This is a genomic window from Streptomyces sp. NPDC002825 (assembly GCF_040295385.1).
Classification (GTDB): Bacteria; Actinomycetota; Actinomycetes; order Streptomycetales; family Streptomycetaceae; genus Streptomyces.
In genome coordinates this window covers 95,007-118,901 of sequence record NZ_JBEOVH010000012.1, presented here as the reverse complement: position 1 = coordinate 118,901, position 23,895 = coordinate 95,007, and the positions used below count along the sequence as shown (strand labels likewise).

22 protein-coding genes are annotated in these 23,895 nt (G+C 72.7%); 9 read left to right on the top strand and 13 right to left on the bottom strand.

Annotation, left to right across the window (positions count from 1 at the left end):
* The first annotated feature begins 49 nt into the window (after positions 1 to 49).
* The 3 genes from ABT041_RS17865 to ABT041_RS17855 all read left to right on the top strand — a co-directional run bounded on the left by ABT041_RS17865 (position 50) and on the right by ABT041_RS17855 (position 3,735).
* On the top strand, positions 50 to 2,272 hold the full coding sequence (locus ABT041_RS17865; RefSeq protein ID WP_351185133.1) for an acetate--CoA ligase family protein: 2,223 nt from the start codon (positions 50 to 52) through the stop codon (positions 2,270 to 2,272).
* A gap of 74 nt (positions 2,273 to 2,346) precedes the next feature.
* A complete protein-coding gene (locus ABT041_RS17860) occupies positions 2,347 to 3,066 on the top strand; it encodes an enoyl-CoA hydratase/isomerase family protein (protein ID WP_351185363.1) in 720 nt (239 codons plus the stop codon).
* Positions 3,067 to 3,126: 60 nt separating this feature from the next.
* A complete protein-coding gene (locus ABT041_RS17855; RefSeq protein WP_351185130.1) occupies positions 3,127 to 3,735 on the top strand; it encodes a flavin reductase family protein in 609 nt (202 codons plus the stop codon).
* A gap of 326 nt (positions 3,736 to 4,061) precedes the next feature.
* Here ABT041_RS17855 and ABT041_RS17850 read toward each other — a convergent pair whose 3' ends face one another.
* The 3 genes from ABT041_RS17850 to ABT041_RS17840 form a co-directional block, all read right to left on the bottom strand.
* On the bottom strand, positions 4,062 to 4,571 hold the full coding sequence (locus ABT041_RS17850; protein ID WP_351185127.1) for a hypothetical protein: 510 nt from the start codon (positions 4,569 to 4,571) through the stop codon (positions 4,062 to 4,064).
* A gap of 23 nt (positions 4,572 to 4,594) precedes the next feature.
* The gene (locus ABT041_RS17845; RefSeq protein ID WP_351185124.1) at positions 4,595 to 5,896 is read right to left on the bottom strand and encodes an MFS transporter; all 1,302 of its coding nucleotides are present in this window, start codon (positions 5,894 to 5,896) and stop codon (positions 4,595 to 4,597) included.
* Between the two features lie 76 nt (positions 5,897 to 5,972).
* Positions 5,973 to 7,259: an MFS transporter gene (locus ABT041_RS17840; RefSeq protein WP_351185121.1), complete on the bottom strand. Its 1,287-nt coding sequence runs from the start codon at positions 7,257 to 7,259 to the stop codon at positions 5,973 to 5,975.
* Between the two features lie 56 nt (positions 7,260 to 7,315).
* On the opposite strand from ABT041_RS17840, the gene ABT041_RS17835 reads away from it, so the two are divergent.
* A complete protein-coding gene (locus ABT041_RS17835) occupies positions 7,316 to 8,305 on the top strand; it encodes a GlxA family transcriptional regulator (protein ID WP_351185118.1) in 990 nt (329 codons plus the stop codon).
* On the opposite strand, the gene ABT041_RS17830 is transcribed toward ABT041_RS17835, so the two are convergent.
* The 3 genes from ABT041_RS17830 to ABT041_RS17820 all read right to left on the bottom strand — a co-directional run bounded on the left by ABT041_RS17830 (position 8,257) and on the right by ABT041_RS17820 (position 11,536).
* On the bottom strand, positions 8,257 to 9,477 hold the full coding sequence (locus ABT041_RS17830) for an MFS transporter (RefSeq protein ID WP_351185115.1): 1,221 nt from the start codon (positions 9,475 to 9,477) through the stop codon (positions 8,257 to 8,259). The two genes, ABT041_RS17835 and ABT041_RS17830, sit on opposite strands and share 49 nt — an antisense overlap.
* A 74-nt stretch (positions 9,478 to 9,551) precedes the next feature.
* Positions 9,552 to 10,607: a Zn-dependent alcohol dehydrogenase gene (locus tag ABT041_RS17825; RefSeq protein ID WP_351185112.1), complete on the bottom strand. Its 1,056-nt coding sequence runs from the start codon at positions 10,605 to 10,607 to the stop codon at positions 9,552 to 9,554.
* Entirely contained in the window at positions 10,604 to 11,536 is a 933-nt protein-coding gene (locus ABT041_RS17820) for an SDR family NAD(P)-dependent oxidoreductase (protein ID WP_351185109.1), read from the bottom strand. The genes ABT041_RS17825 and ABT041_RS17820 overlap by 4 nt, the downstream gene beginning before the upstream one ends.
* Positions 11,537 to 11,637: 101 nt before the next feature.
* Here ABT041_RS17820 and ABT041_RS17815 point away from each other — a divergent pair, with 101 nt between their 5' ends.
* Positions 11,638 to 12,564: a cyclase family protein gene (locus ABT041_RS17815; RefSeq protein WP_351185106.1), complete on the top strand. Its 927-nt coding sequence runs from the start codon at positions 11,638 to 11,640 to the stop codon at positions 12,562 to 12,564.
* 201 nt (positions 12,565 to 12,765) lie between these two features.
* Here ABT041_RS17815 and ABT041_RS17810 read toward each other — a convergent pair whose 3' ends face one another.
* From ABT041_RS17810 to ABT041_RS17795, 4 genes are all read right to left on the bottom strand, one after another.
* The gene (locus ABT041_RS17810; protein ID WP_351185103.1) at positions 12,766 to 13,209 is read right to left on the bottom strand and encodes an ATP-binding protein; all 444 of its coding nucleotides are present in this window, start codon (positions 13,207 to 13,209) and stop codon (positions 12,766 to 12,768) included.
* Between the two features lie 352 nt (positions 13,210 to 13,561).
* Positions 13,562 to 14,449, bottom strand: a complete 888-nt coding sequence (locus ABT041_RS17805) for an acyl-CoA dehydrogenase family protein (RefSeq protein WP_351185100.1) — start codon at positions 14,447 to 14,449, stop codon at positions 13,562 to 13,564.
* A gap of 7 nt (positions 14,450 to 14,456) precedes the next feature.
* A complete protein-coding gene (locus tag ABT041_RS17800) occupies positions 14,457 to 15,590 on the bottom strand; it encodes an acyl-CoA dehydrogenase (RefSeq protein ID WP_351185098.1) in 1,134 nt (377 codons plus the stop codon).
* Positions 15,590 to 16,780 carry an amidohydrolase family protein gene (locus tag ABT041_RS17795; protein WP_351185095.1) on the bottom strand — a complete coding sequence of 397 codons (1,191 nt, stop codon included), beginning with the start codon at positions 16,778 to 16,780 and terminating at the stop codon, positions 15,590 to 15,592. Before ABT041_RS17795 ends, ABT041_RS17800 begins: the two co-directional genes overlap by 1 nt.
* 174 nt (positions 16,781 to 16,954) lie before the next feature.
* On the opposite strand from ABT041_RS17795, the gene ABT041_RS17790 reads away from it, so the two are divergent.
* Positions 16,955 to 18,472, top strand: coding sequence for a class I adenylate-forming enzyme family protein (locus ABT041_RS17790; protein ID WP_351185092.1), 1,518 nt, complete (start codon positions 16,955 to 16,957; stop codon positions 18,470 to 18,472).
* Here ABT041_RS17790 and ABT041_RS17785 read toward each other — a convergent pair.
* Positions 18,441 to 18,830 carry an STAS domain-containing protein gene (locus ABT041_RS17785; RefSeq protein WP_351185089.1) on the bottom strand — a complete coding sequence of 130 codons (390 nt, stop codon included), beginning with the start codon at positions 18,828 to 18,830 and terminating at the stop codon, positions 18,441 to 18,443. The two genes, ABT041_RS17790 and ABT041_RS17785, sit on opposite strands and share 32 nt — an antisense overlap.
* 159 nt (positions 18,831 to 18,989) lie before the next feature.
* On the opposite strand from ABT041_RS17785, the gene ABT041_RS17780 reads away from it, so the two are divergent.
* Both ABT041_RS17780 and ABT041_RS17775 read left to right on the top strand, forming a co-directional pair.
* Positions 18,990 to 19,571 (top strand): sigma-70 family RNA polymerase sigma factor, encoded by a 582-nt coding sequence (locus ABT041_RS17780; RefSeq protein WP_351185086.1) that lies wholly within the window; start codon positions 18,990 to 18,992, stop codon positions 19,569 to 19,571.
* Positions 19,568 to 20,815, top strand: coding sequence for a zf-HC2 domain-containing protein (locus tag ABT041_RS17775; protein ID WP_351185083.1), 1,248 nt, complete (start codon positions 19,568 to 19,570; stop codon positions 20,813 to 20,815). The genes ABT041_RS17780 and ABT041_RS17775 overlap by 4 nt, the downstream gene beginning before the upstream one ends.
* 227 nt (positions 20,816 to 21,042) lie before the next feature.
* Here ABT041_RS17775 and purU read toward each other — a convergent pair whose 3' ends face one another.
* Together purU and ABT041_RS17765 are read right to left on the bottom strand one after the other, a co-directional pair.
* Positions 21,043 to 21,894 carry a formyltetrahydrofolate deformylase gene (purU, locus tag ABT041_RS17770; RefSeq protein WP_351185080.1) on the bottom strand — a complete coding sequence of 284 codons (852 nt, stop codon included), beginning with the start codon at positions 21,892 to 21,894 and terminating at the stop codon, positions 21,043 to 21,045.
* Positions 21,895 to 21,953: 59 nt separating this feature from the next.
* Positions 21,954 to 22,397 (bottom strand): SCO4402 family protein, encoded by a 444-nt coding sequence (locus tag ABT041_RS17765; protein WP_351185077.1) that lies wholly within the window; start codon positions 22,395 to 22,397, stop codon positions 21,954 to 21,956.
* Positions 22,398 to 22,601: 204 nt separating this feature from the next.
* Between ABT041_RS17765 and ABT041_RS17760 the strand changes: the two genes are divergently transcribed.
* A complete protein-coding gene (locus ABT041_RS17760) occupies positions 22,602 to 23,879 on the top strand; it encodes an ABC transporter substrate-binding protein (protein WP_351185074.1) in 1,278 nt (425 codons plus the stop codon).
* The last annotated feature ends 16 nt before the right edge of the window (positions 23,880 to 23,895 follow it).

Sequence of the window (23,895 nt, the reverse complement as noted above, 5' to 3'; positions counted from 1 at the left end):
TGACTGGACGTCAGCTCTGTTGTCAGGGACGGAAGGGTGGAGCGGAACGATGCTCGGATCGACTCACGGCACCTTCACCACCGATCTCCGCGCCCGCGTGGTCGCCTGCGGAGAGACGCCCAGGGACGCCGTGCACGGCGTCACCGCCGTCGCCGGTGACCTGGACGTCAGCGGGCGGCCGCTGCACCTGCCCGTCCCCGACCTCGACCGGTTCTTCCGGCCCGAGTCCGTCGCGGTGATCGGTGCCTCCGACGCCGAAGGACGCCCCAACACCGGCATCACCCGCCAGCTGCTCGCCTGGGCCGAGCGGGTCGGCGCCCGGCTCGTGCCCGTGCACCCGAGCCGTACGAGCGTGTTCGGGATCGACTGCGTGCCGTCCGTCGGCGCGCTCGCCGAACCCGTCGACCTCGCCGTCCTCCTCGTCGCCGACCCGCTGCCCGTCATCGAGGAACTCGCCGAGACCAAGGTGAAGTTCGCCGTCGCCTTCGCGTCCGGCTTCGCCGAGACCGGCGAGGCCGGCGCCGCCGCGCAGGAACGCCTCGCCGCCGCCGTACGCCGCTCCGGACTCCGGCTCCTCGGCCCCAACACCAACCTCAACGCCTTCGAGCGCTTCCGCGACGACCTCGAAGGCCCCGCCGTCGCCCTGATCACCCAGTCCGGCCACCAGGGGCGGCCCGTCTTCACCCTGCAGGAGCTCGGCGTCCGCCTCTCCCACTGGGCCCCCACCGGCAACGAGGCCGACCTGGAGACCGCCGACTTCCTCTCGTACTTCGCCGGGCGGCCCGAGGTCGGGGCCATCGCCTGCTACGTCGAGGGGCTCAAGGACGGCCGTTCCTTCCTCCTCGCCGCCGACCGGGCCGCGCGCCAGGGCGTACCCGTCGTCGCCGTGAAGGTCGGCCGCACCGAGACCGGCGCCCGCACCGCCGCCTCCCACACCGGCAAGCTCACCGGCGCCGACCGGGTCGTCGACGCGGCGATGCGGCAGTACGGGGTCATCCGGGTCGACGGGCTCGACCAGCTCCAGGACACCTCCGCCCTCCTCGCCCGCGCCCGCCGGCCGCTCGCCGACGGCGTCGTCGTCTACTCCATCTCCGGCGGCACGGGCGCCCACTTCGCCGACCTGGCCACGGCGGCCGGCCTCTCCCTGCCGGAGCTCCACCAGGCCAAGCAGGACGAGCTGCACCAGTGGATCCCGGAGTACCTGAACGTCGCCAACCCCGTCGACAACGGCGGGCACCCGGTGGGCGACTGGCGCGGCCGGAAGATCATCGACGCGATCCTGGCCGACCCCTCCGTCGGCGTCCTCATCTGTCCCATCACCGGCCCTTTCCCCCCGATGAGCGACAAGCTCGCCCAGGACCTCGTCGACGCGGCCGAGGCCACCGACAAGCTCGTGTGCGTCGTCTGGGGCTCCCCCGTCGGGACCGAGGACGCCTACCGCACGACCCTCCTCGGCTCCTCCCGCGTCGCCACCTTCCGTACGTTCTCCAACTGCATCGGGGCCGTGAAGGCCTACCTCGACCACCACCGCTTCACCGCCGCCTACCGCTCCCCCTTCGACGAGGCCCCCCGCACCCCCTCCCCGTCCCTCCGCAAGGCCCAGGCCCTCATGCGGCCCGGCCGGCGGCTCAGCGAGCACGCGGCGAAGCAGCTGCTGCGGGCGTACGGGATACGGGTGCCGCGCGAGCAGCTCGTGACGAGCGCGGCGGCGGCCGTGCGGGCCGCGGGGCTCGTGGGCTACCCGGTCGTGATGAAGGCCTCGGGCGCCCAGCTCGCCCACAAGACCGAACTGGGCCTGGTGAAGGTGGGTCTGACCTCGGCCAGCCAGGTGAGGGACGCGTACCGCGAGCTCACCGACATCGCCCGCTTCGAGGAGATCGACCTCGACGGGATCCTCGTCTGCCAGATGGTCGGGCGCGGGGTCGAGATGGTGGTGGGCGTGACCCACGACGAGCTCTTCGGCCCCACGGTCACGGTCGGCCTGGGCGGGGTCCTCGTCGAGGTCCTGAACGACACCGCCGTCCGCGTCCCGCCCTTCGGGGAGCGCGAGGCCCGCTCGATGCTCGGCGAACTGCGCGGCCGGGCCCTGCTCGACGGCGTACGGGGCGCGCCGCCGGCCGACGTCGACGCGCTCGTCGAGGTCGTGCTCCGCGTCCAGCGGATGGCCCTCGAACTCGACGGGGACCTCGCCGAACTGGACATCAACCCGCTGATGGTGCTGCCGCGCGGGCAGGGGGCGGTGGCCCTGGACGCGCTGGCGGTCTGCCGATAGGAGTCTTCGTGGACGAGGTCCTGCACACCGTCGAGAACGGCGTCTCGTGGATCACGCTCAACCGCCCCGAGGCGATGAACGCGGTCACCTGGGACCAGCGGGAGCGGATCATCGCCCTGCTCGCGGAGGCGTCCGCCGACCCGTCCGTGCGCTGCGTGGTGGTGACGGCCACCGGGCGCGGCTTCTGCGCGGGTGCGGACCTGCGGGGCGCGCCCTCCGCGGGTGACCGTATCGCCGGGGACGTGTCGCGCATGATCCGGCTCGGCGCGCAGCGCTTCATCGGGGCCGTACTCGACTGCGAGAAGCCGGTGATCGCGGCGGTCAACGGCACGGCGGCGGGGATCGGGGCGCACCTCGCGTTCGCGTGCGACCTGGTGCTCGCGGCGGACTCGGCGCGCTTCGTCGAGGTGTTCGTACGACGGGGTCTGGTGCCCGACGGGGGCGGCGCGTACCTGTTGCCCCGGCTGATCGGGCCGCAGCGGGCGAAGGAGCTGATGTTCTTCGGCGACGCGGTGCCGGCGGCGGAGGCGCTCGGGATGGGCCTGGTGAACCGGGTCGTCCCGGCGGAGGAGCTGTCGAAGACGGCCCGGGAGTGGGCCGACCGCCTCGCCCAGGGCCCGACGCGGGCCCTGACCCTCACGAAACAGCTCGTCAACGCGTCCCTGGACGTGGACCGCACGGTCGCCTTCGCGGCGGAGGCGACGGCCCAGGAGATCAACATGACGACGAGGGACGCCCAGGAGGGGGTGGCGAGCTTCGTGGAGCGGCGGGAGGCGCGGTACGAGGGGAGGTAGGCGGCGCGGTCCGGTTCCCGGCCCTCCCGGGGCTTCCCATCTGACGATGCGTCAGTTTCAATGGGTGGTGTGATGGGACACGCGGGGATGGCGGCCACCGTCGTCCGACACCTGAGAGCGGCCGGTTCGCCGACGGCCGTGGAACCACTGCCCCGGCCGGTGCTGCGCGCGGTACGGGAGGACGAGCGGCCGCCGGTCGACGCGGCCGAGTTCCGGCGCGTCCTCGGGCACTTCGCGAGCGGCGTCACGATCGTGACGGCCCTCGACGCGGACGGTCCGGCGGGCTTCGCCTGCCAGTCCTTCGCGTCCCTCTCCCTCGACCCGCCGCTGGTGGCGTTCATGGTCGCGCGGACGTCCACGACGTGGCCGCGGATCGCCGGGGCCGGGACGTTCTGCGTGAACGTCCTGGGGGCGGGGCAGGGCGAACTGTGCCGGGCCTTCGCGGTGAGCGGCGCCGACAAGTTCGCGGGGGTGTCGTGGGACCCGGCCCCGGCGACGGGCTCCCCGCGCCTGGCCGGCGCGCCGGCCTGGATCGACTGCACGATCACGACGGTGCACACCGGGGGTGACCACCTGATCGTGGTGGGGCGGGTGGAGGGGCTGGGGGCGTCGGATTCCGGCGAGCCGCTGCTCTTCCACCGGGGCCGCTTCGGCCGCTTCACCCCGTAGCGGGCCGCGCATCCGCCCCGTTGCGGGCCGCGCTTCGGCCCCGTTGTGGGCAGGCGTTCCGCAAGGGGCGGAACGGGTGGGCACAACGGACGGCGCCCTTGCCGGCGCCAGAGGCTTACGCGCCCTGACCCGCACCCCGTGTGCGCCGTCCCGCGTGGTGCGGGTCCAGGCGCGGAACGCGGAGGCGCCGCGAGAGGGCGCCGTCCCGTGTGCCCACCCGTCCCGCCCCAGCGGGACGATTGCCCACACGGCAGCTGGGCACCGCCCGCCCGGGCGCGGGACCCACGGGCGGGGGCACCGCCCCGGTGCGGGCGCACCGGACGGGGTCAGCCCCCTACGGCGCCCGCGTACACGCCCGCCCCGCCCAGCATGAATACCGTCAGGACCGCGAGCGTCCCCCACAGAAGCACCGTCACGAAGTGACCCCGGCGCGCATGGCGTGTGATCAGCGCCGCCGCCGTCATCGCGGCCCACACCGCCGGCCACCACGGCCAGATCCCCTCGTACGCCACGAGGAGCGCCGCGGCGACGCCCGCCAAGAGCGCCTGCCACCATGCCGGCCGGCCTCCGAGCCGGCGTTCCAGGCCCTCCCCCAGCCACACCGTGGGCAGGACGAACACCAGGGACACCACGACCGCGGCGACCAGCAGGAGCACCCCGAGGAACGGCAGCGCCAGGAAGGTCAGCGCGCTCAGGTACTCCTCGTCCGGGCCCGGCTCCCTCGTGCTGCCGAGCACCGTGCCCGTCACCAGCGCCGCGGCCGCCTCAAGCAGCAGCACCAGGGCCGAGACCCGCAGCATCCGGGCAAAGCTCCGCCCCTCGTCAGGACCGCTCATCCGCGATCACCCCCCGCCGACCATCATGCTCCCGCCAGGGACGCCGGTTCCGTTCGGGGTCGGGTGATGACCAGGGCCATCAGGGCCGCCGCCGCGCACAGGGCGCCCGAGGCGTACCAGACGACGTCGTACGTGCCGAAGACGTCGCGGGCCACGCCGCCCGCGAAGGCGACGGCCGCCGCGCCGACCTGGTGGGAGGCGAGGACCCAGCCGAAGACGATCGCCGAGTCCTCGCCGTAGTGCTCGCGGCACAGGGCGATCGTCGGCGGCACCGTCGCGACCCAGTCCAGGCCGTAGAAGACGATGAAGAACAGCATCGGCGGGTGCACCGAGGGCGCCAGGAGCATCGGGAGGAACAGGAGCGAGACGCCCCTCAGCGCGTAGTAGACCGCCAGCAGCCGTCGCGGCGAGAAGCGGTCCGTGAACCAGCCCGACGCCACCGTGCCCATGACGTCGAAGACCCCGATCACGGCCAGCAGGCCCGCCGCCGCGGTGACCGGCATGCCGTGGTCGTGCGCGGCCGGGACGAAGTGCGTCTTGACCAGGCCGTTCGTGGAGGCGCCGCAGATCGCGAACGAGCCCGCCAGGAGCCAGAACGGGCCCGTCCGCGCCGCCTTGGACAGGACCGTCACCGCCCGGCGCGCGGCCCCGGTCACCGGCGCCGGCTTCGGTACCCGTTCCCCGCCGTACGGGGCCAGTCCGACGTCCGCCGGGTGGTCACGGAGCAGCAGCCACACGAAGGGCACGACCGCGAGGGCCGCCAGGGCCACCGTCACCGCGGCCGGACGCCAGCCGTGGTGTTCCACCAGCCAGGAGAGGAGGGGGAGGAAGATCAGCTGGCCCGAGGCCCCCGCCGCGGTCAGGATGCCCGTCACCAGGCCCCGCCTCGCCACGAACCAGCGGTTCGTGACCGTCGCCGCGAAGGCGAGGGCCATCGAGCCGCTGCCGAGGCCGACGAGGATGCCCCAGTAGAGGACCAGTTGCCAGGCCGCCGTCATCCAGACGGTGAGGAGGGATCCCAGGGCGATCACGCTCAGCGCCACCGCCACGACCCTGCGGATGCCGAAGCGGTCCATCAGCGCCGCAGCGAACGGCGCCGTCAGGCCGTACAGGGCGAGGTTCACCGACACGGCGAAGCCGATCGTGCCCCGCGACCAGTGGAACTCCTCGTGCAGCGGCTCGATCAGCAGGCCCGGCAGGGACGCGAAGGCCGCGGCGCCGATGATCGTGACGAACGTGACCGCCGCGACGAACCACGCGCGGTGGACGCGGCGGCGGGGCGGCTTCTCGGGCGTACGGACGGGGGTCTCGGTTGTCTGGGCCATGCCATCGAGCATCCCGGGCCCTCCCCCGTCCCTGCCATTGGCCCGAATGACAGGATTCCAAAGGATCGGGACACGCTCAGACCCTCTCCGCGCGCGGCAGCGTTCTGATCGGTCTCACCGCCAGCAGCGCCGCCACCACGAGGACCGCGATCCCCGCCCCCGTCAGCAGCACCTCCTCCGTACCGACCACCGCCGCCACCGGGCCCGACAGGGTGCGGCCGACGCCCATCATCAGGAGCGAGCCGGCCACGTCGTACGCGTGCATCCGGTTCAGGGCCTCCTGCGGCACATGCGTCTGGACCGAGGTCGACCACATCACCAGCCAGAACGCGAAGGCCGCCCCGCCGACGAACTGGCCCGCGCCGAGGACCGCCACCGGCGCGCCCAGACCGAGCAGCGTGAGGTTCACGGGGAGGCCCAGGAGCGCCACCGCGCCCGCCGCGAGCGGACGGCGGGGGCGCAGCCGGATCGCGAGGAGGCCGCCGACCGCGCTGCCGGCGCCGTTGACGGCCATGAGCACCCCGTACGCCGCCGAGCCGTGGTCCTCGGTGACCAGGCTCGCCGTGAGCGGCACCATCGGTCCGGCGACGGTCAGTCCGTACACCGTCCAGATGGAGATGACGCCCCACAGCCAGTTGCGGGAGCGGAACTCCCGCCAGCCGCCGACGAGTTCTGCGCCGAGGGAGTCGCGCCGTGCGGTGTCGGAGGGGATGGGGGCGAGGCGTATCAGCAGGAAGCAGACGGCGCTGACGGCGAAGGTGACGCCGTTGACGGCGAAGGCCGCGCCCGCGTTCCACACCGCGACCAGGAGGCCGGCGGCGGCCGGTCCCGCCATGGTCATGAGGGCCTCGACGACCCGCAGGACGGCGTTGGCGCGCTGCACGTCGGGGCCGATGCGGGGGATCGTGGAGGCGACGCCCGGCTGGAAGAGGGCGGCGCCGACGCCGCTGAGGACGGACAGGGCGTACACGGCCCAGAGGGGCGGGCCGCCGAGCGTGAAGGAGACGGCGAGGACGGCCGCGCCGGGCAGCCTCAGCAGGTCGGCGAGGATCATCATGCGGCGGGCGGTGAACCGGTCGGCGAGGACGCCGCCGAAGAGCACGAAGAGCGCGAAGGCGGCGGTCCAGCCGCCGAGCGCGTAGCCGACGGTGGAGCCGGGGTGGCCGGCTCCGAGGAGTCCGGCGGCGAAGGCGACGGGGACCATGCCCTCGCCGAAGACGGCGACGGCCCGGGCGACGAAGAAGAGCCGGAAGTTACGGTTCCACAGCGCGGGTGGTGCCGGCGACTGCTGTACGGGCGGCTCGACCGGGGCGGGAATCCGCTCGGCGGCCTCAGACTTGTACGTGTTGTCCGTCACGGACAAGTAGAGCTACCAGCAGGTGGTCTGGACCACCACTCATTTACGGAGGGAGACCGCCTGTGCGGCAGCCGCACCGCGTCGCCGTTCTCGCCCTGCCCGGCATCCTCCCCTTCGAGCTGGGCATACCGCACCGCATCTTCGGCCGCGCCAAGGACGCCGAGGGGCGCCCGCTGTACGAGATCGTGACCTGCGCCCCGGCGGCGGGGCCCGTGCGGACGGACGCCGACTTCTCGATCCACGTCGAGCACGGCCCGGACGCGCTCGCCACCGCCGACACGGTCGTCGTGCCCGCCTCGTACGAGCTCGGGCCGGTCTACGACGAGGGCCGGCTCCCCGAGGAGCTCGCGGCGGCGCTCGCGCGCATCCGGCCCGGGACCCGGCTCGTCTCCATCTGCACCGGCGGGTACGTGCTCGCCGCCGCCGGCCTCCTCGACGGGCGCCCGGCCACCACCCACTGGGCGTCCGCCGAGCACTTCCAGCGGCTCTTCCCGAGGGTGCGGGTCGACGCGGACGTCCTGTTCATCGACGACGGCGACGTCCTCACCTCGGCCGGTGTCGCCGCCGGGATCGACCTGTGCCTGCACATCGTGCGCCGCGACCACGGGACGGCCGTCGCCAACGAGGTCGCCCGCAGGACCGTCGTACCGCCGCACCGGGACGGCGGCCAGGCCCAGTACATCGAACGGCCCCTGCCGGAGGCCGGCACCCACACCACGACCGCCGCGCGGGCCTGGGCGCTGGCCCACCTCCACGAGCCGATCCAGCTGCGGGACCTGGCGGAGAAGGAGGCGATGAGCGTACGGACCTTCACGCGCCGCTTCCGCGACGAGGTCGGCATCAGCCCGGGCCAGTGGCTCACCCAGCAGCGCGTCGAACGCGCCCGGCACCTCCTGGAGTCCACCGGCCTGCCCGTCGACCGGGTCGCCCAGGACGCGGGCTTCGGCACGGCCCAGTCGCTGCGGGTGCACCTGATGGCCGCGATCGGGGTGACGCCGACGTCCTACCGGCGCACCTTCCGTACGTCGACGGGAGCGGGCTCCTCCTCCTGACGAGCCCCGGTACTCCGGGTCAGCCGCCACTCCCCCACCGCACCCACCCCCGTGAGCAGCACCGTCAGGGCCACGCCCCAGAGGATCGCCGTCGACGGGGCCACCACCCTCAGGAGTCCGCCCGCGAGGGTGCCGCTCCCCGCGTAACCCGCGCCCACTGCGGCGTACATGACCGAGTACCCGGCGGCCAGCGCGCCCGGCGGGAGCACCTGCCGCAGGGCCAGGTTCCGGGTGAGGCTCCCGGGCGCCTGGAGGAGCCCGGCGGCCACGAGCGCGACCGCGATCGCCGCCGTCCAGGGCAGCACGGCGACCAGGGCGACGCCCGCGGCCACCGCGAGGACCAGGACGAGCGACTGGACGGCCAGCGGGCCGGGCCAGCTCCCCCGGAGGCCGTACACGAAGGCGCCGACCGCGGAGCCGATGGAGAACCCGGCGAGCAGCGGCCCCGCCCAGCGGATGTCGATGCCGCGCTGTTCGAGGAGCGCGGGCAGGATCAGCTCGGCGAGCGCGAGCAGGGTGAGTCCGGCGGCGCCGAGCACGTACACCGGCCAGGCCCGCAGCAGCGTCCGCCGCATCGAGGCCCCCCGCTCCTGCGCCTCGGCGGACCAGCCGGCCGGCAGCAGCCAGAGACCGGCCACCGAAGCACCCATCAGGAAGCCCTGGAGAAGCAGCGGTACGGCGGGCGCGGCGCCCAGCGCCAGGGCCGTGGTGAGGGCGGGCGCGACCGCCCAGATCCCGAAGGTCAGCATCGACTCCATGCTCATCGCCTGGGTGACGGCCCGCTCCGGGACGAGGCTGGTGAGCAGGGCCCGCAGGGCGCCGGGCACGGCGGCGGGCCCCGCGCCCGCGAGCAGCGCGAGGGCGGCGAGGACGGCGGGGTGGGCGCCGGGCGCGAGCCCGAGCCCGGCGAACCCGGCGGCACCGGCCAGGAGCCCGACGACGAGCTGCGGCCTGGCCCGTTCGGCGTTCAGCCGCATGCCGAGCACGGGCGCGGCGACGATCTCCCCGAGGACGTACGCGGCGGCGAGGACGGCCCCGAGCGTGTAGCCCCCGGGGCGCTCCCGCACGAGGAACACGAGCGCGAGCGGCGCCATGGCGATGGGGAGCCGACCGGTGACCATGACGGCGGACCAGGCGAGGACGGGACGGGTGGCGAGCTCGCGGTAGGGCATGCCGGGGACGGTAACCCGCTGGTCGTACGGACTCCCAGCGGGTTACGCCACCCGCGCCGTTCAGCCCGCCCGGTTCAGAACGTGAGCACCCCCCGCGCCACCTTCCCCCTCTCCGCGTCCTCCGCCGCCCGCGCGAAATCCTCCACCGGGTACGTCGCCGTCACCAGCTCGTCGAGGAGCAGGGTCCCTGAGCGGTACAGCTCGGCGTACAGGGCGATGTCCTTCTGCGGCCGCGAGGAGCCGTACCGGCAGCCCAGGATCGACTTGTCCAGGAACATCGCGGCCGGCAGGAAGCTCGCCTCCGCCTTCGGTGCGGTCATGCCGAGCAGGACCGCCTGGCCGTGCCGGTCGAGGAGGTCGATCGCGGTGCGGACGAGTCCGGTGTGGCCGACGCACTCGAAGACGTGGTCGGCGCCGGTGGGCAGGACGTCCCGGACGCCGTCGGTGGAGGCGAGGAAGTGCGTCGCCCCGAACTGCCGGGCGACCGCCTCCTTCTGCGGGTTCGTGTCGACGGCGACGATCGTCAGCGCGCCCGCGATCCGGGCGCCCTGGAGGACGTTGAGGCCGATGCCGCCGGTGCCGATGACGACGACGGTGTCGCCGCGGTCGACCTTCGCCCGGTTGAGTACGGCTCCGACGCCGGTGAGGACGCCGCAGCCCATGAGGGCGGCGGAGGTCAGCGGGATGTCCTGCGGGATCTTCACGGCCTGGACGGCCTTGACGACGGTCCGCTCGGCGAAGGACGAGTTCGAGGCGAACTGGTAGAGGGGCTGCCCGGTCGACGTCCGCGAGAACGGCTGCCCCGGCATCCCGATCGCCTTGCGGCACATGGTGGGCCGGCCCCGGTCGCAGTCGGCGCAGGCGCCGCAGTTCGCGAGCGTGGACAGGGCGACGTGGTCGCCGGGGACGACGTGGGTGACCCCGGGGCCGACGGCCTCGACGACTCCGGCGCCCTCGTGACCGAGGACGACGGGCGGCGGGAACGGGATGGTCCCGTCGATGACGGACAGATCGCTGTGGCAGAGCCCGGCGGCGGCGATCCCGACGAGGACCTCGCCGGGTCCGGGGTCCCGTACGTCCAGGTCGTCGACGACCTGGACCTGCTTCCCGTCGAAGACGACGCCTCTCATGACCCGTTCTCCTTCCGGGAGTTCGGCCGTTCGCCGGCGGCGGCCGCGCGGGCCATCTCCTCCAGCTGCTGCAGCATCGGCATCGGGTCCGTCCCCACCGTCCCCGGCAGGAAGTCCGCGATGCGCTCCGGGGTCCATCCGCCGCCCTCGGCGTACCCGGCGCGCAGCTCCCTCGGCTGCGCCCAGACCGCGATCTTGGGTCCTGCGATCGTGTACACCTGGCCGGTGATCTTCTCCTCGCGGGCCCGCTCGCTCAGCAGGTAGACGACGAGCGCGGCCACGTCCTCCGGTTCCCCGATCTCCTTGAGCTCCATGGGGACGTTCGCGGACATGCGGGTGCGGGCGACCGGTGCGACGGCGTTGGCGGTGACGCCGTACTTGTGGAGGCCGAGGGCCGCGCTGCGGACGAGCGAGATGATCCCGCCCTTCGCCGCCGAGTAGTTGGCCTGGGCGACGGAACCCTGGTGATTGCCGCTGGTGAAGCCGATGAGCGTCCCGGTGCCCTGCTTGCGCATGACGGCGGACGCGGCCCGGAAGACGGTGAAGGTGCCCTTCAGGTGGGTGGCGACGACGGGGTCCCACTCCTCCTCGGACATGTTGAAGAGCATCCGCTCGCGCAGGATGCCGGCGACGCAGACGACCCCGTCGATCCGCCCGTACTCGGCGAGGGCGACGTCGACGATCCGCTGTCCGCCGGCCATGGTGGAGATGTCGTCGGCGACGGCCACGGCCGATCCGCCCGCCGCCTCGATCTCCTTCACGACCGAGGCCGCGACCTCCGAGGTCGGTTCGCCGCCCTCGATGGACACCCCGTAGTCGTTGACGACGACCTTCGCGCCCTCCGCCGCGCAGGCGAGGGCGACGGCGCGGCCGATGCCGCGCCCCGCTCCCGTCACGGCGACGACCTTGCCAGCCAAGAAGTTCCCCACGCCCGGCCCCTTCCCGCACTTTCTGACGGTCCGTTAGATTCGTTCGTCGTCAGGATTCTACGGTCCGTCAGATACCGGAAAACAAGACCCCGGAGGCCCCGATGTCTCTCCCCGCCGCCTTCCACGAGATCGCCAAGCGCGTCAACAACTGGGGCCGTTGGGGCCAGGACGACGAGATCGGCACGCTCAACCTCGTCACCGACGAGGTCGTGCGCGAGGCCGTCGCCACCGTCCGCACCGGTCTGCGCGTCCCGCTCGCCGTCGACCTCGAGCAGGACGGCGTACAGACCGGCATGATCCCCGGCCGGGTCAACCCGCTCCACGTCATGGTCCAGGTCAACCAGGAGCTCTTCGGCCCCGGCACGGTCGCCACCAGCGACGACGCCGTGACCCTCGGGCTCCAGGCCGGCACCCACTGGGACGCCCTGACGCACGTCTCCCACTCGGGCCGCATCTACAACGGCCGCCCCGCCGCCTCGATCACCCCGCACGGCCGCTCCGAGTTCAGCGGCATCCACACGGCCCGCCACATCGTCAGCCGCGGGATCCTCCTGGACGTGGCCGCCGCGAAGGGGGTGGACCGGCTGCCGGGCGACCACGCGGTGACACCCGAAGACCTGGACGAGGCGGCGGAGTTCGGCGGGGTGACCGTGCGGTCCGGGGACATCGTCCTCGTACGGACCGGGCAGATCCAGGCGTATCTGGCCGGGGACAAGCACGGCTACGCGTTCCCGTCACCGGGCCTCTCGGTCCGTACGCCGGAGTGGTTCCACGCGCATGACGTCGCGGCCGTCGCGAACGACACGCTCACCTTCGAGATCTTCCCGCCCGAGATCGAGGACCTCTGGCTGCCCGTGCACGCCCTCGACCTGGTCGAGATGGGGATGCTCCAGGGGCAGAACTGGAATCTGGAGGCTCTGTCCACAGCCTGTGCACAAGAAGGGCGCTACGCCTTCCTGCTCTCCGCGATGCCCGAACCCTTCGTCGGCGGCACGGGCACACCGGTGGCCCCGGTCGCGATCCTCTGAAACCCGCAGGCAGGCAGGGCCTGTCCGGCGGTCCAGGGCGGACGGCTTCGACCCCCGCGGGCGGCGGCGCGCTCGCACGCGCCCCGAGCACGGCACGGACCGCCGCCACCCGGCCGCGACCCGCACACGCCGAGGGCCACGGCCCTCGGCTCCCCTCGCCACGAATCGCTCACCCCAGGGTGGGCAAAACGGAACGAATCGTCAACAGTGCACCCGTCCGGGCGACAGCGTCGACACCGTCGTCGACACGGGCGCGACCCGGTCCACTTCGCACCAGATGCTCTTGCCGGCGCCCTCCGGCTGCCAGCCCCACCGGTCCGCGAGCCCGTCCACGAGCTCCAGGCCGCGCCCGTTGGTGTCGTCACCCTGCGCGTGCCGCGGCTGCGGCGGGCGGTCGCTCGCGTCGGCGACCTCGACCCGCACCCCGCCACCCTCCACGGCGAACAGCATCCGCAGCACGGCGGGGCAGCCCGTGTGCACCACGGCGTTGGTCACGAGCTCGGAGATGAGCAGCACCAGCGTCTCGGCGAGCGGCTCGTCATCCCCTATGCCCGACCCGGCGAGCCTCGAACGGGCCCACCTCCGGGCTCGCCCCACCTCTGCCGGGTCCGGCCCGACCTCCAACTGAACCTGAAGCACCTGCACCGCTCACACCATCCGAACCGGCGGACACACCTTTACGGAACGTGATTCCCTTGTGGGACAGCATGGTTGACGTACAGTCACCGCAACAAGCGCTTCGGGCATATTCCAGCGCGAAGGAGTACGCATGGTCCATACTGTGCGACGCACGCTGCGGGTAGTCGAACGCCGGGCGCGAGCGGCGGGCATTCCCGGCCGCGGAGCCGCCACAGGGGCGACACCGGGACGATCCGGGGCAATGAGCACTCGCATCTCACGGAGCGTACCCGAGGCGGAGGCCGACTCCGGGCCGTGACGGCCCCGCCGAAGGACACAACCCGATATCAACATTCCGTGACGTGCCGGACGCCCTGCGCTACAGGCTCGCGGCCACGGTCTCCTCCGCCCGAGCGGCGGCCATGCCCAGCTCGGCCCGCACCCAGGCGCGCTTCAGATGCAGATGGACGTCGGCCTCCCAGGTGAACCCCATCCCTCCGTGCACCTGCAGACAGTCCCGGGCGTTGCCGACGGCGGCGTCGTCGGCGAGCAGCTTGGCACCGGCGATCTCGACGGGGTCGCCGGTGACGGCGGCGGCCCACACGGCGGCGCGGGCGAGCTCGACGCGCACGAGCATCCCGGCACAGAGATGCTTCACCGCCTGGAACCCCCCGATGACCTGCCCGAACTGCGACCGCTGCCGGGCGTAGGAGACGGCCATGCCGGTGGTGGCCTGCGCACTGCCGACCTGCTCGGCGGCGAGCAGGAGTGCCCCCGTGGTGGGCGGGCGATCCGCAGGGTGGAACGGGTGGACACGGCCACCGGTGCCGGGCAACCGATGCAGGGGCGTGAGCGGATCGACCGACCGCACCGGCACCGCGCCCGTGACGTCGCCCAGCACCACGTCCGCCTCGTCCAGCCAAGGGACCAGCCCCTCGTCCACAGAGGTCACCACGACGGACCCGTCCGCCGCCCCCGGCACGGACCCCGCGGCCAGGTGCGTGGAGACCAACGGCCCAGGCAGCAGCACCCTCCCGGCCTCCTCGAACACCAGCACCGCCTCCGGGAGCCCGAGCCCGACACCCCCCTCCTCCTCCGGAAGGCACAGCGAGAAGAACCCGGCGTCGCCGAGCTCCCGCCACAGCGACCGGTCGAGCCGCCCCGCGGAGACGGCGCCCCGCAGCGCCTCCCGGTCGAAGAGCCGCCCGAGCAGCTCCCGTACACCCCGCCGCAGCGCTTCCTGGTCCTCCGTGAGCCGGAAGTCCATGACCGGGTCACCGCCCCTTCGGCAGGCCGAGGATGCGCTCGGCGACGATGTTGCGCTGGATCTGGGAGGTGCCGGCCGCGATGGTGTACGAGAGCGAGGACAGCCGGTCGAGGGTCCAGTCGCGCCCGAGGTCGAGCGCGTCGGGCCCGAGGACGGCGGCGGCGGCGTCGTACAGCTCCTGCCGGGCGTGCGAGTAGTGCAGTTTGAAGACGGAGCCGCCGGCCCCGGGCACCCCGCCGGTCGCCTGGGCCTCGCTGACGTTGGCCTGGGTGAGCCGCCACAGCGCCCGGAACTCGGCGGAGAGCCTGCCGAGCCGGCGCCGCACCACGGGATCGTCCCAGGTGCCGTTCTTGCGGGCCGTGCGGGCGAGTTCGCCGAGCAGCCGACGGCAGGCGACGACCTCGCCCACGAACGCGGTGCCGCGCTCGAAGGAGAGGGTCACCATGGTGACCCGCCAGCCGTCGTTCTCCTCCCCCACGCGGTGGGACACCGGCACCCGCACCTCGTCGAGGAAGACCTCGGCGAACTCGGTGGACCCGGCGAGGGTGCGCAGCGGCCGTACGGTGATGCCGGGGGCGTCCATGGGCACGGCGAGCCAGGTGATGCCCTGGTGCTTGGGGGCCCCGGGGTCCGTACGGACGAGCAGTTCGCACCAGTCGGCGACCTCGGCGTGCGAGGTCCAGATCTTCTGGCCGGTGACGACGTACGCGTCCCCGTCCCGTACGGCCCGGGTACGGAGGGAGGCGAGGTCCGATCCGGCGTCGGGTTCACTGAAGCCCTGGCACCAGACCTCGTCGCCGCGCAGGATCGGTGGCAGCCACCGGGCGCGCTGGGCGCCGGTGCCTTCGGCGGCGATGGTGGGTCCGGCGTGGAGGAGGCCGACGAAGTTGGCGCCGACGTAGGGCGCGCCGGCGCGTTCGGTCTCCTCCAGGAAGATGAGGCGCTGGGTCGGGGAGGCGTCCCAGTGGGTGTCGGCGTACCCGGCGTCGTGCAGCCGGCGCTGCCAGCCGCAGTCGTACGCCCGCCGGGCCGGCCAGTCGAGCGGGTCGGGCCGCTCGGGGAGTCCCGGCAGGGTGGCGGCGAGCCATGCGCGCAGGCGGGCGCGGTAGGCCTCCTCCTCTTCGGTGCAGGAGAGGTCCATCAGACGATCCCGAGATCCAGCATGCGGATGGCGTTGCCGCGCATGAGTTTGTAGACGGTCTCGTCGTCGAGGCCCTGGACGTGGTCGAGGGCGACCTCCTTGGTGTGCGGGAAGGTCGAGTCGACGTGCGGGTAGTCGGTCTCGAAGGTGGCGTTGTCGCGTCCGACCACGTCGAGCGAGGCGATGCCGTGCTTGTCGCGGAAGAAGCAGCAGTAGATCTGCCGGTAGTAGTACGTGGACGGGGGCTCGGGGACGAGGTCGCGCACCCCGCCCCAGGCGCGGTGCTCCTCCCAGACGTCGTCGGCGCGTTCGAGGGCGTACGGGATCCAGCCCATCTGGCCCTCGCTGTAGGCGAGCTTGAGCCGGGGGAACTTCACGAGGACGCCGCTGAAGAGGAAGTCCATCATCGAGGCCATGGCGTTGTTGAAGCTCAGCGAGGCCTGGACGGCGGGCGGGGCGTCGGGGGACGCGGCCGGCATCTGGCTGCTGGAGCCGATGTGCATGTTCACGACCGTCCCGGTCTCCTGGCAGACGGCGAAGAAGGGATCCCAGTAGCCGGAGTGGATCGACGGCAGCCCGAGGTGGGTGGGGATCTCGGAGAAGGTGACCGCCTTGACCCCGCGGGCGGCGTTGCGCCGGATCTCGGCGACGGCGAGGTCGATGTCCCACAGCGGGATGATGCACAGGGGGATCAGCCGGCCGCCGCTGTCGCCGCACCACTCCTCGACCATCCAGTCGTTGTAGGCGCGGACGCAGGCGAGGGCGACCTCCTTGTCGTGGGCCTCGGCGAAGGTCTGGCCGCAGAAGCGGGGGAAGGTGGGGAAGCAGAGGGAGGCCTCGACGTGGTTGAGGTCCATGTCGGCGAGGCGGGCCTTCGGGTCCCAGCAGCCGCGGCGCATCTCCTCCCTGGTGATCCCCTCCAGGGTCATGTCGTCGCGGTCGAAGCCGACGGCGGCGATGTTGCGCTTGTACGGGAACTTGAGGTCCTCGTAGATCCACCAGTCGGTGGGCGGGCCTTCGGGGTCCATCGTGATCTGGTACTTGCCGCCGACGTAGGCGAGCTCGCCGATGCCGGCCGTGAGGGGACGGGGCCCGCGGTCGCGGTACTTCTTCGGGAGCCAGGTCTCGAAGAGGTGGGCGGGCTCGATCACGTGGTCGTCGACGCTGATGATGCGGGGCAGTTCCGTCATGGAGCCTCTCCCGAATTGGGCGGACCGTTCGCGGCCCGTTTCTGATGACCCGTCAGATCTGACGGGATCAGGCTAGCCGCGCACCCCTGGACCGACAAGCGCCGGACCTCTACGCTCACCGCACGATCTGACGGAACGTCAGCCAAGCGGAGTACGGACGAGAGGAGTACGGTCATGGACGAGACCGCGCACACACTCGGCGAGTCCCGGACGCTCTGGGAGCTCGTCGAGCGACGTGCCGCCCTCACCCCCGACCGGCCCGTCCTCCTCCAGGGCGACCGCGTCCTCACCTTCGGCGGCCTCCGCGAGCGCGCCGAGCGCTGCGCCGCCGGCCTGCACGGCATGGGCGTGCGCCCCGGCACCGTCGTCGCCTGGCAGCTGCCCACCCGCATCGAGACCGCCGTGCTCTCCTTCGCGCTCGCCCGCATCGGCGCCGTGCAGTCCCCGGTGATCCCCTTCTACCGCGACAAGGAGGTCGGCTTCGCGCTGCGCGAGTCGAAGGCCGAGTTCTTCGCGGTCCCCGGAATCTGGCGTGGATTCGACCATGCGGAGATGGCGCGGAGGCTCGGCGCGCGCGGGATCTTCGAGGCGTACGCGCCGGAGAGCCTCCCCGACGGCGACCCGGCCGTCCTCCCGCCCCCGCCCTCCTCCGGCACCGACGTCCGCTGGATCTACTGGACCTCCGGCACCACCTCCGACCCCAAGGGCGTCCTGCACACCGACCGTTCGCTCCTCGCCGGCGGCTCCTGCCTCGCCCACGCCCTCCAGCTGACGGCCGAGGACATCGGCTCGATGGCGTTCCCGTACGCGCACATCGCCGGGCCCGACTACACGGTGATGCTCCTGCTGTACGGGTTCCCCGCCGTGATGTTCGAGCAGTTCGCGCTGCCGGAGGCCCTCGACGAGTACAACCGGCACGGCGTCACCGTCGCCGGCGGCTCCACCGCCTTCTACTCGATGTTCCTCGCCGAGCAGCGCAAGCAGCCCGGGAAGCCGGTCATCCCCACCCTCCGCCTGCTCGCGGGCGGCGGGGCGCCCAAGCCGCCGGAGATCTATCACGCGGTACGCAAGGAGCTGGGCTGCCAGCTCACCCACGGGTACGGGATGACCGAGGTCCCCATGATCACGATGGGCGCCCCCGACGACACCGTCGAGAACCTCGCCTCCACCGAGGGCCGCCCGCCCGCCGGCATGGAGATCCGGATCACCGCCGACGGCGAGGTCCGGCTGCGCGGCGAGGCCGTCTGCCGGGGCTATCTCGACCCGGCGCAGACGGCCGCCGCCTTCGACGAGGACGGCTTCCTCATCACCGGCGACGTCGGGCACCTCACACCCAGCGGGCACCTCGTCCTCACCGGCCGCATCAAGGACATCATCATCCGAAAGGGAGAGAACATCTCGGCCAAGGAGATCGAGGACCTCCTCCACCGGCACCCGGACGTCGGCGACGCCGCCGTGATAGGCCTCCCCGACGCCGAGCGCGGCGAACGCGTCTGTGCCGTCGTCGAACAGCCCCCCGGCGCAGCCCCGCTCGGCCTTCCGCAGGTCACGGCCTTTCTGCGGGAGGCAGGACTCTCCGTCCACAAGCTGCCCGAACAGCTGGAGGTGGTGGAGGCCCTGCCCCGCAACGAGACCCTGCGGAAGGTCCTGAAGTACAAGCTCAGGGAGCGGTTCGGCGCGGCACCCCGGTGACCTCGGCGAGGGCCCCCGGCACGTCCTCGTACACGTCGAACAGGCGTCGCACGCCCAGCGCGGACAGCACCCGGCCGACGTGCCCGCCGTCCCGGTCCTCGGCGTCCGCGGGCAGGATCAGGCGGAGCCGGCCGCCGCAGGAGCGCAGCAGCCGGCGGGACGCGATCAGCACGCCGACACCGCTGGAGTCGCAGAACCGCACGGCCGACAGGTCGATCACCAGGTCGTGGCGGCCGCCCGCGACGGCGTCGTGGACACGGCGGCGTATCAGGGGGGAGGTGACCAGGTCCAGTTCCCCCCGGACGCGGAGAACCGTCCAGGGGGCGTGCTCGTCCTCGTCGACATCGATCGTCGTCACGGACGCCGCCTGCCCCACGAGCAGGCGCCGAAACCCGCGGCGCCGGGGATGACGCTTTCCTTACCATCCGCGTCCGCGTCAAGGGCGCACTTGCGGCAAACAGGAGTGCGTTGTCCGAGCGGCCCATTACTTTGGAGGAGAACCGGGACGGAGGCCCTCATGGCGATGGACACACCACCGCGCTGGGACCGCAGGATGCAGCAGCGGCTGGCGCGCGGAGAAGCCGCCGCCCTCGGCGAGTTCTACGACCGGTTCGCCGCCCTCGTCCACAGCCTCGCCCACCGGGTCCTCGACGACGACGCGGCGGCCGACCAGGTCACCCGCGAGGTCTTCGGCTACATCTGGGAGAACCCCGACTCGTACGACCCGAAGCAGGGCAACATGCGCTCCTGGGTCGCCAAGCTGACCCAGCGGCAGGCCGTGCACCGGCTGCGGCAGGCCGAGACCCTGGCGTACGCGGAGACGGGGCTCGGCTCCGCCGAGGAGCTGGAGCAGAAGGTCCACCGGGCCTCGGTCGCCGCCCGCGCCGACTACATCGTGACGTCCATGCCCGCCCCGCTGCGGGCCGCGCTCGAACTGGCCTATTTCCAGCGGCGCGACTACCGGCAGACGGCGGCCGACCTCGGCGTCACCGAGGACGAGGCCCGCCGGCGCCTCCGGCTCGGACTCCAGCTGCTCTCCTCCGCGAACACCCGGCCGCTCGAAGGGTCCTCGCCGCCCGGCTACGGACGGACGCCGTGACCGCGGCGAACGGCGACGCCGACGACGTCGCACGCGCCCCCTGGATACCGGGACCGCGCCGGTCCGCCGACGACCACGCGGACCTGACGGCACCACTGCCGGAGGAGGTCGGGGAACCGGACGTGGAGGAGCCCGAGGTACCGGTCCTCACCCACAACGTGCTCAAGTCCCTGCTCGGGGCCTGGGCGCTTTCGGCGTGCTCCGCCGGCGAGACCAAGGCCGTCGAGAACCACCTCACCGAGTGCGCGCCCTGCGCCGACGAGGCCCTCAGGCTCCGCGACGCCGTCGCGCTCCTCCACGAGGACCGCGACCTGGACCTCGACCCGCTGCTCCGCTCCCGGGTCCTGGAGAACTGCCTGGGCCGCCGCCCCGCCCGTATCCCCGTCCCCGACTGGGTCACGCCGTACGACGCGGAGACCGCGCGGCTCGACGCGCTCCTCCGGGACATCGGCGAGTCCGAGTGGCACGCGCCGGTACGGCTCAAGTGGTACGAGGAGGACCGCGTCGTGCGCCGCAAGGCGAGCGTCGCGGCGGTCATCGGGCACCTCCTGGCCGTGGACGGCCTCGTGTCGGCGGCGCTCGGCCTGGACGACCCGCTCGGCGCCGGGGTCCCGGAGCTGTCCCCGACGGAACGGACGGAAGCCTTCTGGGCGGCCCTGGACCGGCCGCCGAACCGGTCCCTGCGGGGGCCGTGGCGGGACCAGTCGCACACGCTGATCCGTACGGTCGCGTTCGCCGGCCGGGGCGTGGCGGACCTCACCGTCACCTACAAGGACTTCGCCCTTCCGCTCCGGGACTCGCTCCTGGAGCGGGCCTTCGAGTGCTGGCTGCACGCGGACGACATCGCGACGGCGGTGGCCTATCCGTACGCGCCGCCCAGCGCGGCGCACCTGCACGGCATGATCGACCTCGCGGCCCGGCAGCTCCCGGCGGCCCTCGCGAACCGCCGCCGCACCGGGCTCGCCGGCCCCGCCAAGGAACTCGTCGCCGCGGGCGCGCCGGGCCGCTCGCTCCACCTGGAGGTGGAGGGCGCGGGCGGCGGCCACTGGTACATCTCCCTGGACTCCCCCGCGGCCCTCGGCTCCCCGGAGCGGGCGGTCGCGCAGGTGGCGATGGACGGGGTGGAGTTCTGCCAGCTGGTGGCGGGGCACATCACGCCGGAGGAGGCGGCGGCGGGGCAGGACGGGGACCGGGAGGCGATCCGCGACGTCCTCTCAGCCGCGGCCTCCTTGAGCCGCCTGTAGCGTCTCCCACCCCCGTGTGGGCAATCGTCCCGCAGGGCGGGACGGGTGGGCACACGGGACGGCGCCCTCTCGGGGCGCCTCCGCGTTCCGCGCCTGGACCCGCACCGACCGTGCGCCGTCACCCGTGGTGCGGGTCAGGGCGCGGGAGCCTCTGGCGCCGGCAAGGGCGCCGTCCGTTGTGCCCACCCGTTCCGCCCTGGGGAACGATTGCCCACAACGGGCGTGGGCTACGCGAAGACGACCGTGCGGCGGCCGTTCAGGAGGATTCGGCGTTCCGCGTGCCACTTGACGGCCCGCGCCAGCGCCTGGCATTCCACGTCCCGCCCGATCGCCACCAGCTGGTCCGGCGTCACCTCGTGCCCCACCCGCTCGACCTCCTGCTCGATGATCGGCCCCTCGTCGAGGTCGGCCGTCACATAGTGCGCGGTCGCGCCGATGAGCTTCACGCCGCGCGCGTGCGCCTGGTGGTAGGGCTTGGCGCCCTTGAAGCTGGGGAGGAAGGAGTGGTGGATGTTGATGATCCGGCCGGAGAGCTGCTTGCAGAGGTCGTCGGAGAGGACCTGCATGTAGCGGGCGAGGACGACCAGCTCGACGTTCTCGGAGCGGACGAGGTCGAGGAGCTCCGCCTCGGCGTCGGCCTTGGTCTCCTTCGTGACCGGGATGTGCCGGAACGGGATCCCGTACGAGCCCACGAGCTCCTCGAAGTCCCGGTGGTTGGAGACGACCGCGACGATCTCCACCGGCAGTGCCCCGATCCGGGACCGGAACAGCAGGTCGTTCAGGCAGTGGCCGAACTTCGAGACCATGAGCACGACCCGCATCGACTGGTCGGCGCGGTTGATCTGCCAGTCCATGGCGTAGGAGTCGCCGACGGCGGCGAAGCTCGCCCGGAGCTTGTCGACCGTCACCGGGGCCTCGGCCGAGAAGTGGACCCGCATGAAGAAGAGACCGGTGTCACGGTCTCCGAACTGCTGGCTGTCCTCGATGTTGCAGCCGGTGATGAAGAGGTAGCTCGACACGGCGTGCACGATGCCCTGCTTGTCGGGGCACGAGAGGGTGAGGACGTACTGGTCGGTCATCCCGTCAGCCTGCCACAAGCGCCCCGCCCGGCGGACCACCGTCCGTCAGGCGGAACGCCTCAGGACCGCGTCATGATACGGAGCACGTCGAGCGAGCGCGGGGGCGTGTCGGGGTCCTCGCCGTCGGCCTGGGCGAGGCGGACGTGGGCCTCGCGGGCGGCGCGGACGGCCTCGGGCCAGCCCGGGTGCTGCATGTACACGGAGACGGGGGCGTCGGGGCCCACCTGGTGCATGATCCGCAGCACCCGGAGGACGGCGACGTCGACGAGGGAGGCCTCGCCGGAGTCCCGGAAGATCGAGCCGACGTACTTCTCGGCGGACCAGTTGTCGAGCCAGGTGTCCTCGACGAGGCGGTAGACGGCGTCGGTGACGTCGCCGTACCCGTCCTGGCCGGCCAGCCAGGTCGTCTCGTGGAATCCGGGGTCGGAGAGCATGTGCAGCGCCGAGCGCACGTTGCTGCGCCAGCGCCACCACGGCATGTCGTTGAGCGGCATGCCGCCCATGGTGGAGGAGCGACGGCCGCGACGGGAAGAGTTAACCGAACCGGAGACCGAACCGGGGACTGGACTGGACATCGTTCGATCGTACGTTTCCTTGTCCGGTAAGCGGACTCGCCCCCTCCTCATCCGATCGGCCGCCCCCGCAATTCACCTTCACGTCACCCATCGTTGAACCGCGCTCACTCCCGCGTTACCCGTGAGGCGGAAATGTGCATGCCCATGACCGGTAGGCGACTGACCTCACTCCTCCCGTACGTCACGACCGCGGCGGCCGGAGCGTCGCTGCTCACCGGGTGTGGCGTACTCCCTGGGGCCACGGGGGGCTCCAGGGAGCCCGTCACCGTGATGACCTGGGCACCCGACCAGACCCGAGCGACCAACATGCCCGGAATGCCCGCCATGGCGCAGACCTTCGCGCGGTGGGTCAACTCCCAGGGCGGCATCAACGGACACGAGCTGCGCGTCCTCACCTGCAACGAGCAGAACACCAGCGCCGGCGCCGCCGCCTGCGCCCGCCGGGCGGTCCGCGAGAAGGCGGTCGCCGTCGTCGGCTCGTACAGCCAGAACGGCCGCGCCTTCATGGCACCCCTGGAAGCCGCGGACATCCCGTACATCGGCGGCTACGGCATCGCGGAGGACGAGTTCACGAGCCCGATCTCGTACCCCGTCAACGGCGGGGTGGCCTCGCTGATCGCCGGGCACGGCATGCAGCTCGCCGACTCCTGCGAGAAGGTCTCCCTCGTCCGCCCCGACACCACCGCCGGCGACAAGCTCCCCGACCTCCTCAACTCCGGCCTGCGCAAGGCGAGTCACCGCAGCGCCGTCGACATCCCGGCCCTGGAGGACGCCGCCGAGTACACCCAGCAGGCGGGCCGCGCCCGCACCCGGGCCGCCGGCGCGAAGGGCTGCGTGACGGCCGTCCTCGGCGAGCGCACCCAGACCTTCTTCGACTCCTTCCGCCGGCTCCCGGCACAGCAGGAGGAGGAGAAGCGCGACTCCGTCCGGATCTCCTCGGTCCTCGGCAGCGTCGACCAGCCCGTGATCGACCGCACGGGCGGCGCGCACAGCCCCTTCGAGGGCGCGTACGTCACCGGCTGGTACCCGGCGGCGGGCGACAAGAGCTGGGCGCCGATGCGCAAGGTCATCCAGGAGCACGCCTTCGCCGACAACCGGGTCGACCCGGCCGACGCGGGCGTGCAGACCACCTGGATCGCGTACACGGTCCTCAAGGAGGTCATCGAGTCCCTCGACGAGGACACGATCACGGCCGGCCAGATCACCCGCGCCCTCGACCGGGGCGAGCGGATCGACACCGGCGGCCTCACCCCCAGCCTGCGCTGGAAGTACGAGGACCTGCTGGGCGCGCCCGGCTTCACCCGGATCGTCAACCACGAGGTGACGTTCCAGGTGGTGCGCGACGGGCGGCTCGTGGCGCAGAAGCCCGGTTTCGTCGACGTCGGCGAGACCGTCCTCAGCGCCCCGTAAGCCCGTCAGGGCCTGA

Excerpts from the sequence above, each read along its gene's own strand:
- ABT041_RS17830 (WP_351185115.1), bottom strand. The coding sequence starts at position 9,477 with ATGCCCTACCGCGAGCTCGCCACCCGTCCCGTCCTCGCCTGGTCCGCC.
- ABT041_RS17800 (WP_351185098.1), bottom strand. The coding sequence starts at position 15,590 with ATGGACCTCTCCTGCACCGAAGAGGAGGAGGCCTACCGCGCCCGCCTG.
- ABT041_RS17825 (WP_351185112.1), bottom strand. The coding sequence starts at position 10,607 with ATGAGAGGCGTCGTCTTCGACGGGAAGCAGGTCCAGGTCGTCGACGAC.
- ABT041_RS17790 (WP_351185092.1), top strand. The coding sequence starts at position 16,955 with ATGGACGAGACCGCGCACACACTCGGCGAGTCCCGGACGCTCTGGGAG.
- ABT041_RS17855 (WP_351185130.1), top strand. The coding sequence starts at position 3,127 with ATGGGTGGTGTGATGGGACACGCGGGGATGGCGGCCACCGTCGTCCGA.
- ABT041_RS17760 (WP_351185074.1), top strand. The coding sequence starts at position 22,602 with ATGTGCATGCCCATGACCGGTAGGCGACTGACCTCACTCCTCCCGTAC.
- ABT041_RS17805 (WP_351185100.1), bottom strand. The coding sequence starts at position 14,449 with ATGGACTTCCGGCTCACGGAGGACCAGGAAGCGCTGCGGCGGGGTGTA.
- ABT041_RS17765 (WP_351185077.1), bottom strand. The coding sequence starts at position 22,397 with ATGGGCGGCATGCCGCTCAACGACATGCCGTGGTGGCGCTGGCGCAGC.
- purU (WP_351185080.1), bottom strand. The coding sequence starts at position 21,894 with ATGACCGACCAGTACGTCCTCACCCTCTCGTGCCCCGACAAGCAGGGC.
- ABT041_RS17795 (WP_351185095.1), bottom strand. The coding sequence starts at position 16,780 with ATGACGGAACTGCCCCGCATCATCAGCGTCGACGACCACGTGATCGAG.
- ABT041_RS17865 (WP_351185133.1), top strand. The coding sequence starts at position 50 with ATGCTCGGATCGACTCACGGCACCTTCACCACCGATCTCCGCGCCCGC.
- ABT041_RS17815 (WP_351185106.1), top strand. The coding sequence starts at position 11,638 with ATGTCTCTCCCCGCCGCCTTCCACGAGATCGCCAAGCGCGTCAACAAC.
- ABT041_RS17780 (WP_351185086.1), top strand. The coding sequence starts at position 18,990 with ATGGCGATGGACACACCACCGCGCTGGGACCGCAGGATGCAGCAGCGG.
- ABT041_RS17850 (WP_351185127.1), bottom strand. The coding sequence starts at position 4,571 with ATGAGCGGTCCTGACGAGGGGCGGAGCTTTGCCCGGATGCTGCGGGTC.
- ABT041_RS17845 (WP_351185124.1), bottom strand. The coding sequence starts at position 5,896 with ATGGCCCAGACAACCGAGACCCCCGTCCGTACGCCCGAGAAGCCGCCC.
- ABT041_RS17860 (WP_351185363.1), top strand. The coding sequence starts at position 2,347 with ATGAACGCGGTCACCTGGGACCAGCGGGAGCGGATCATCGCCCTGCTC.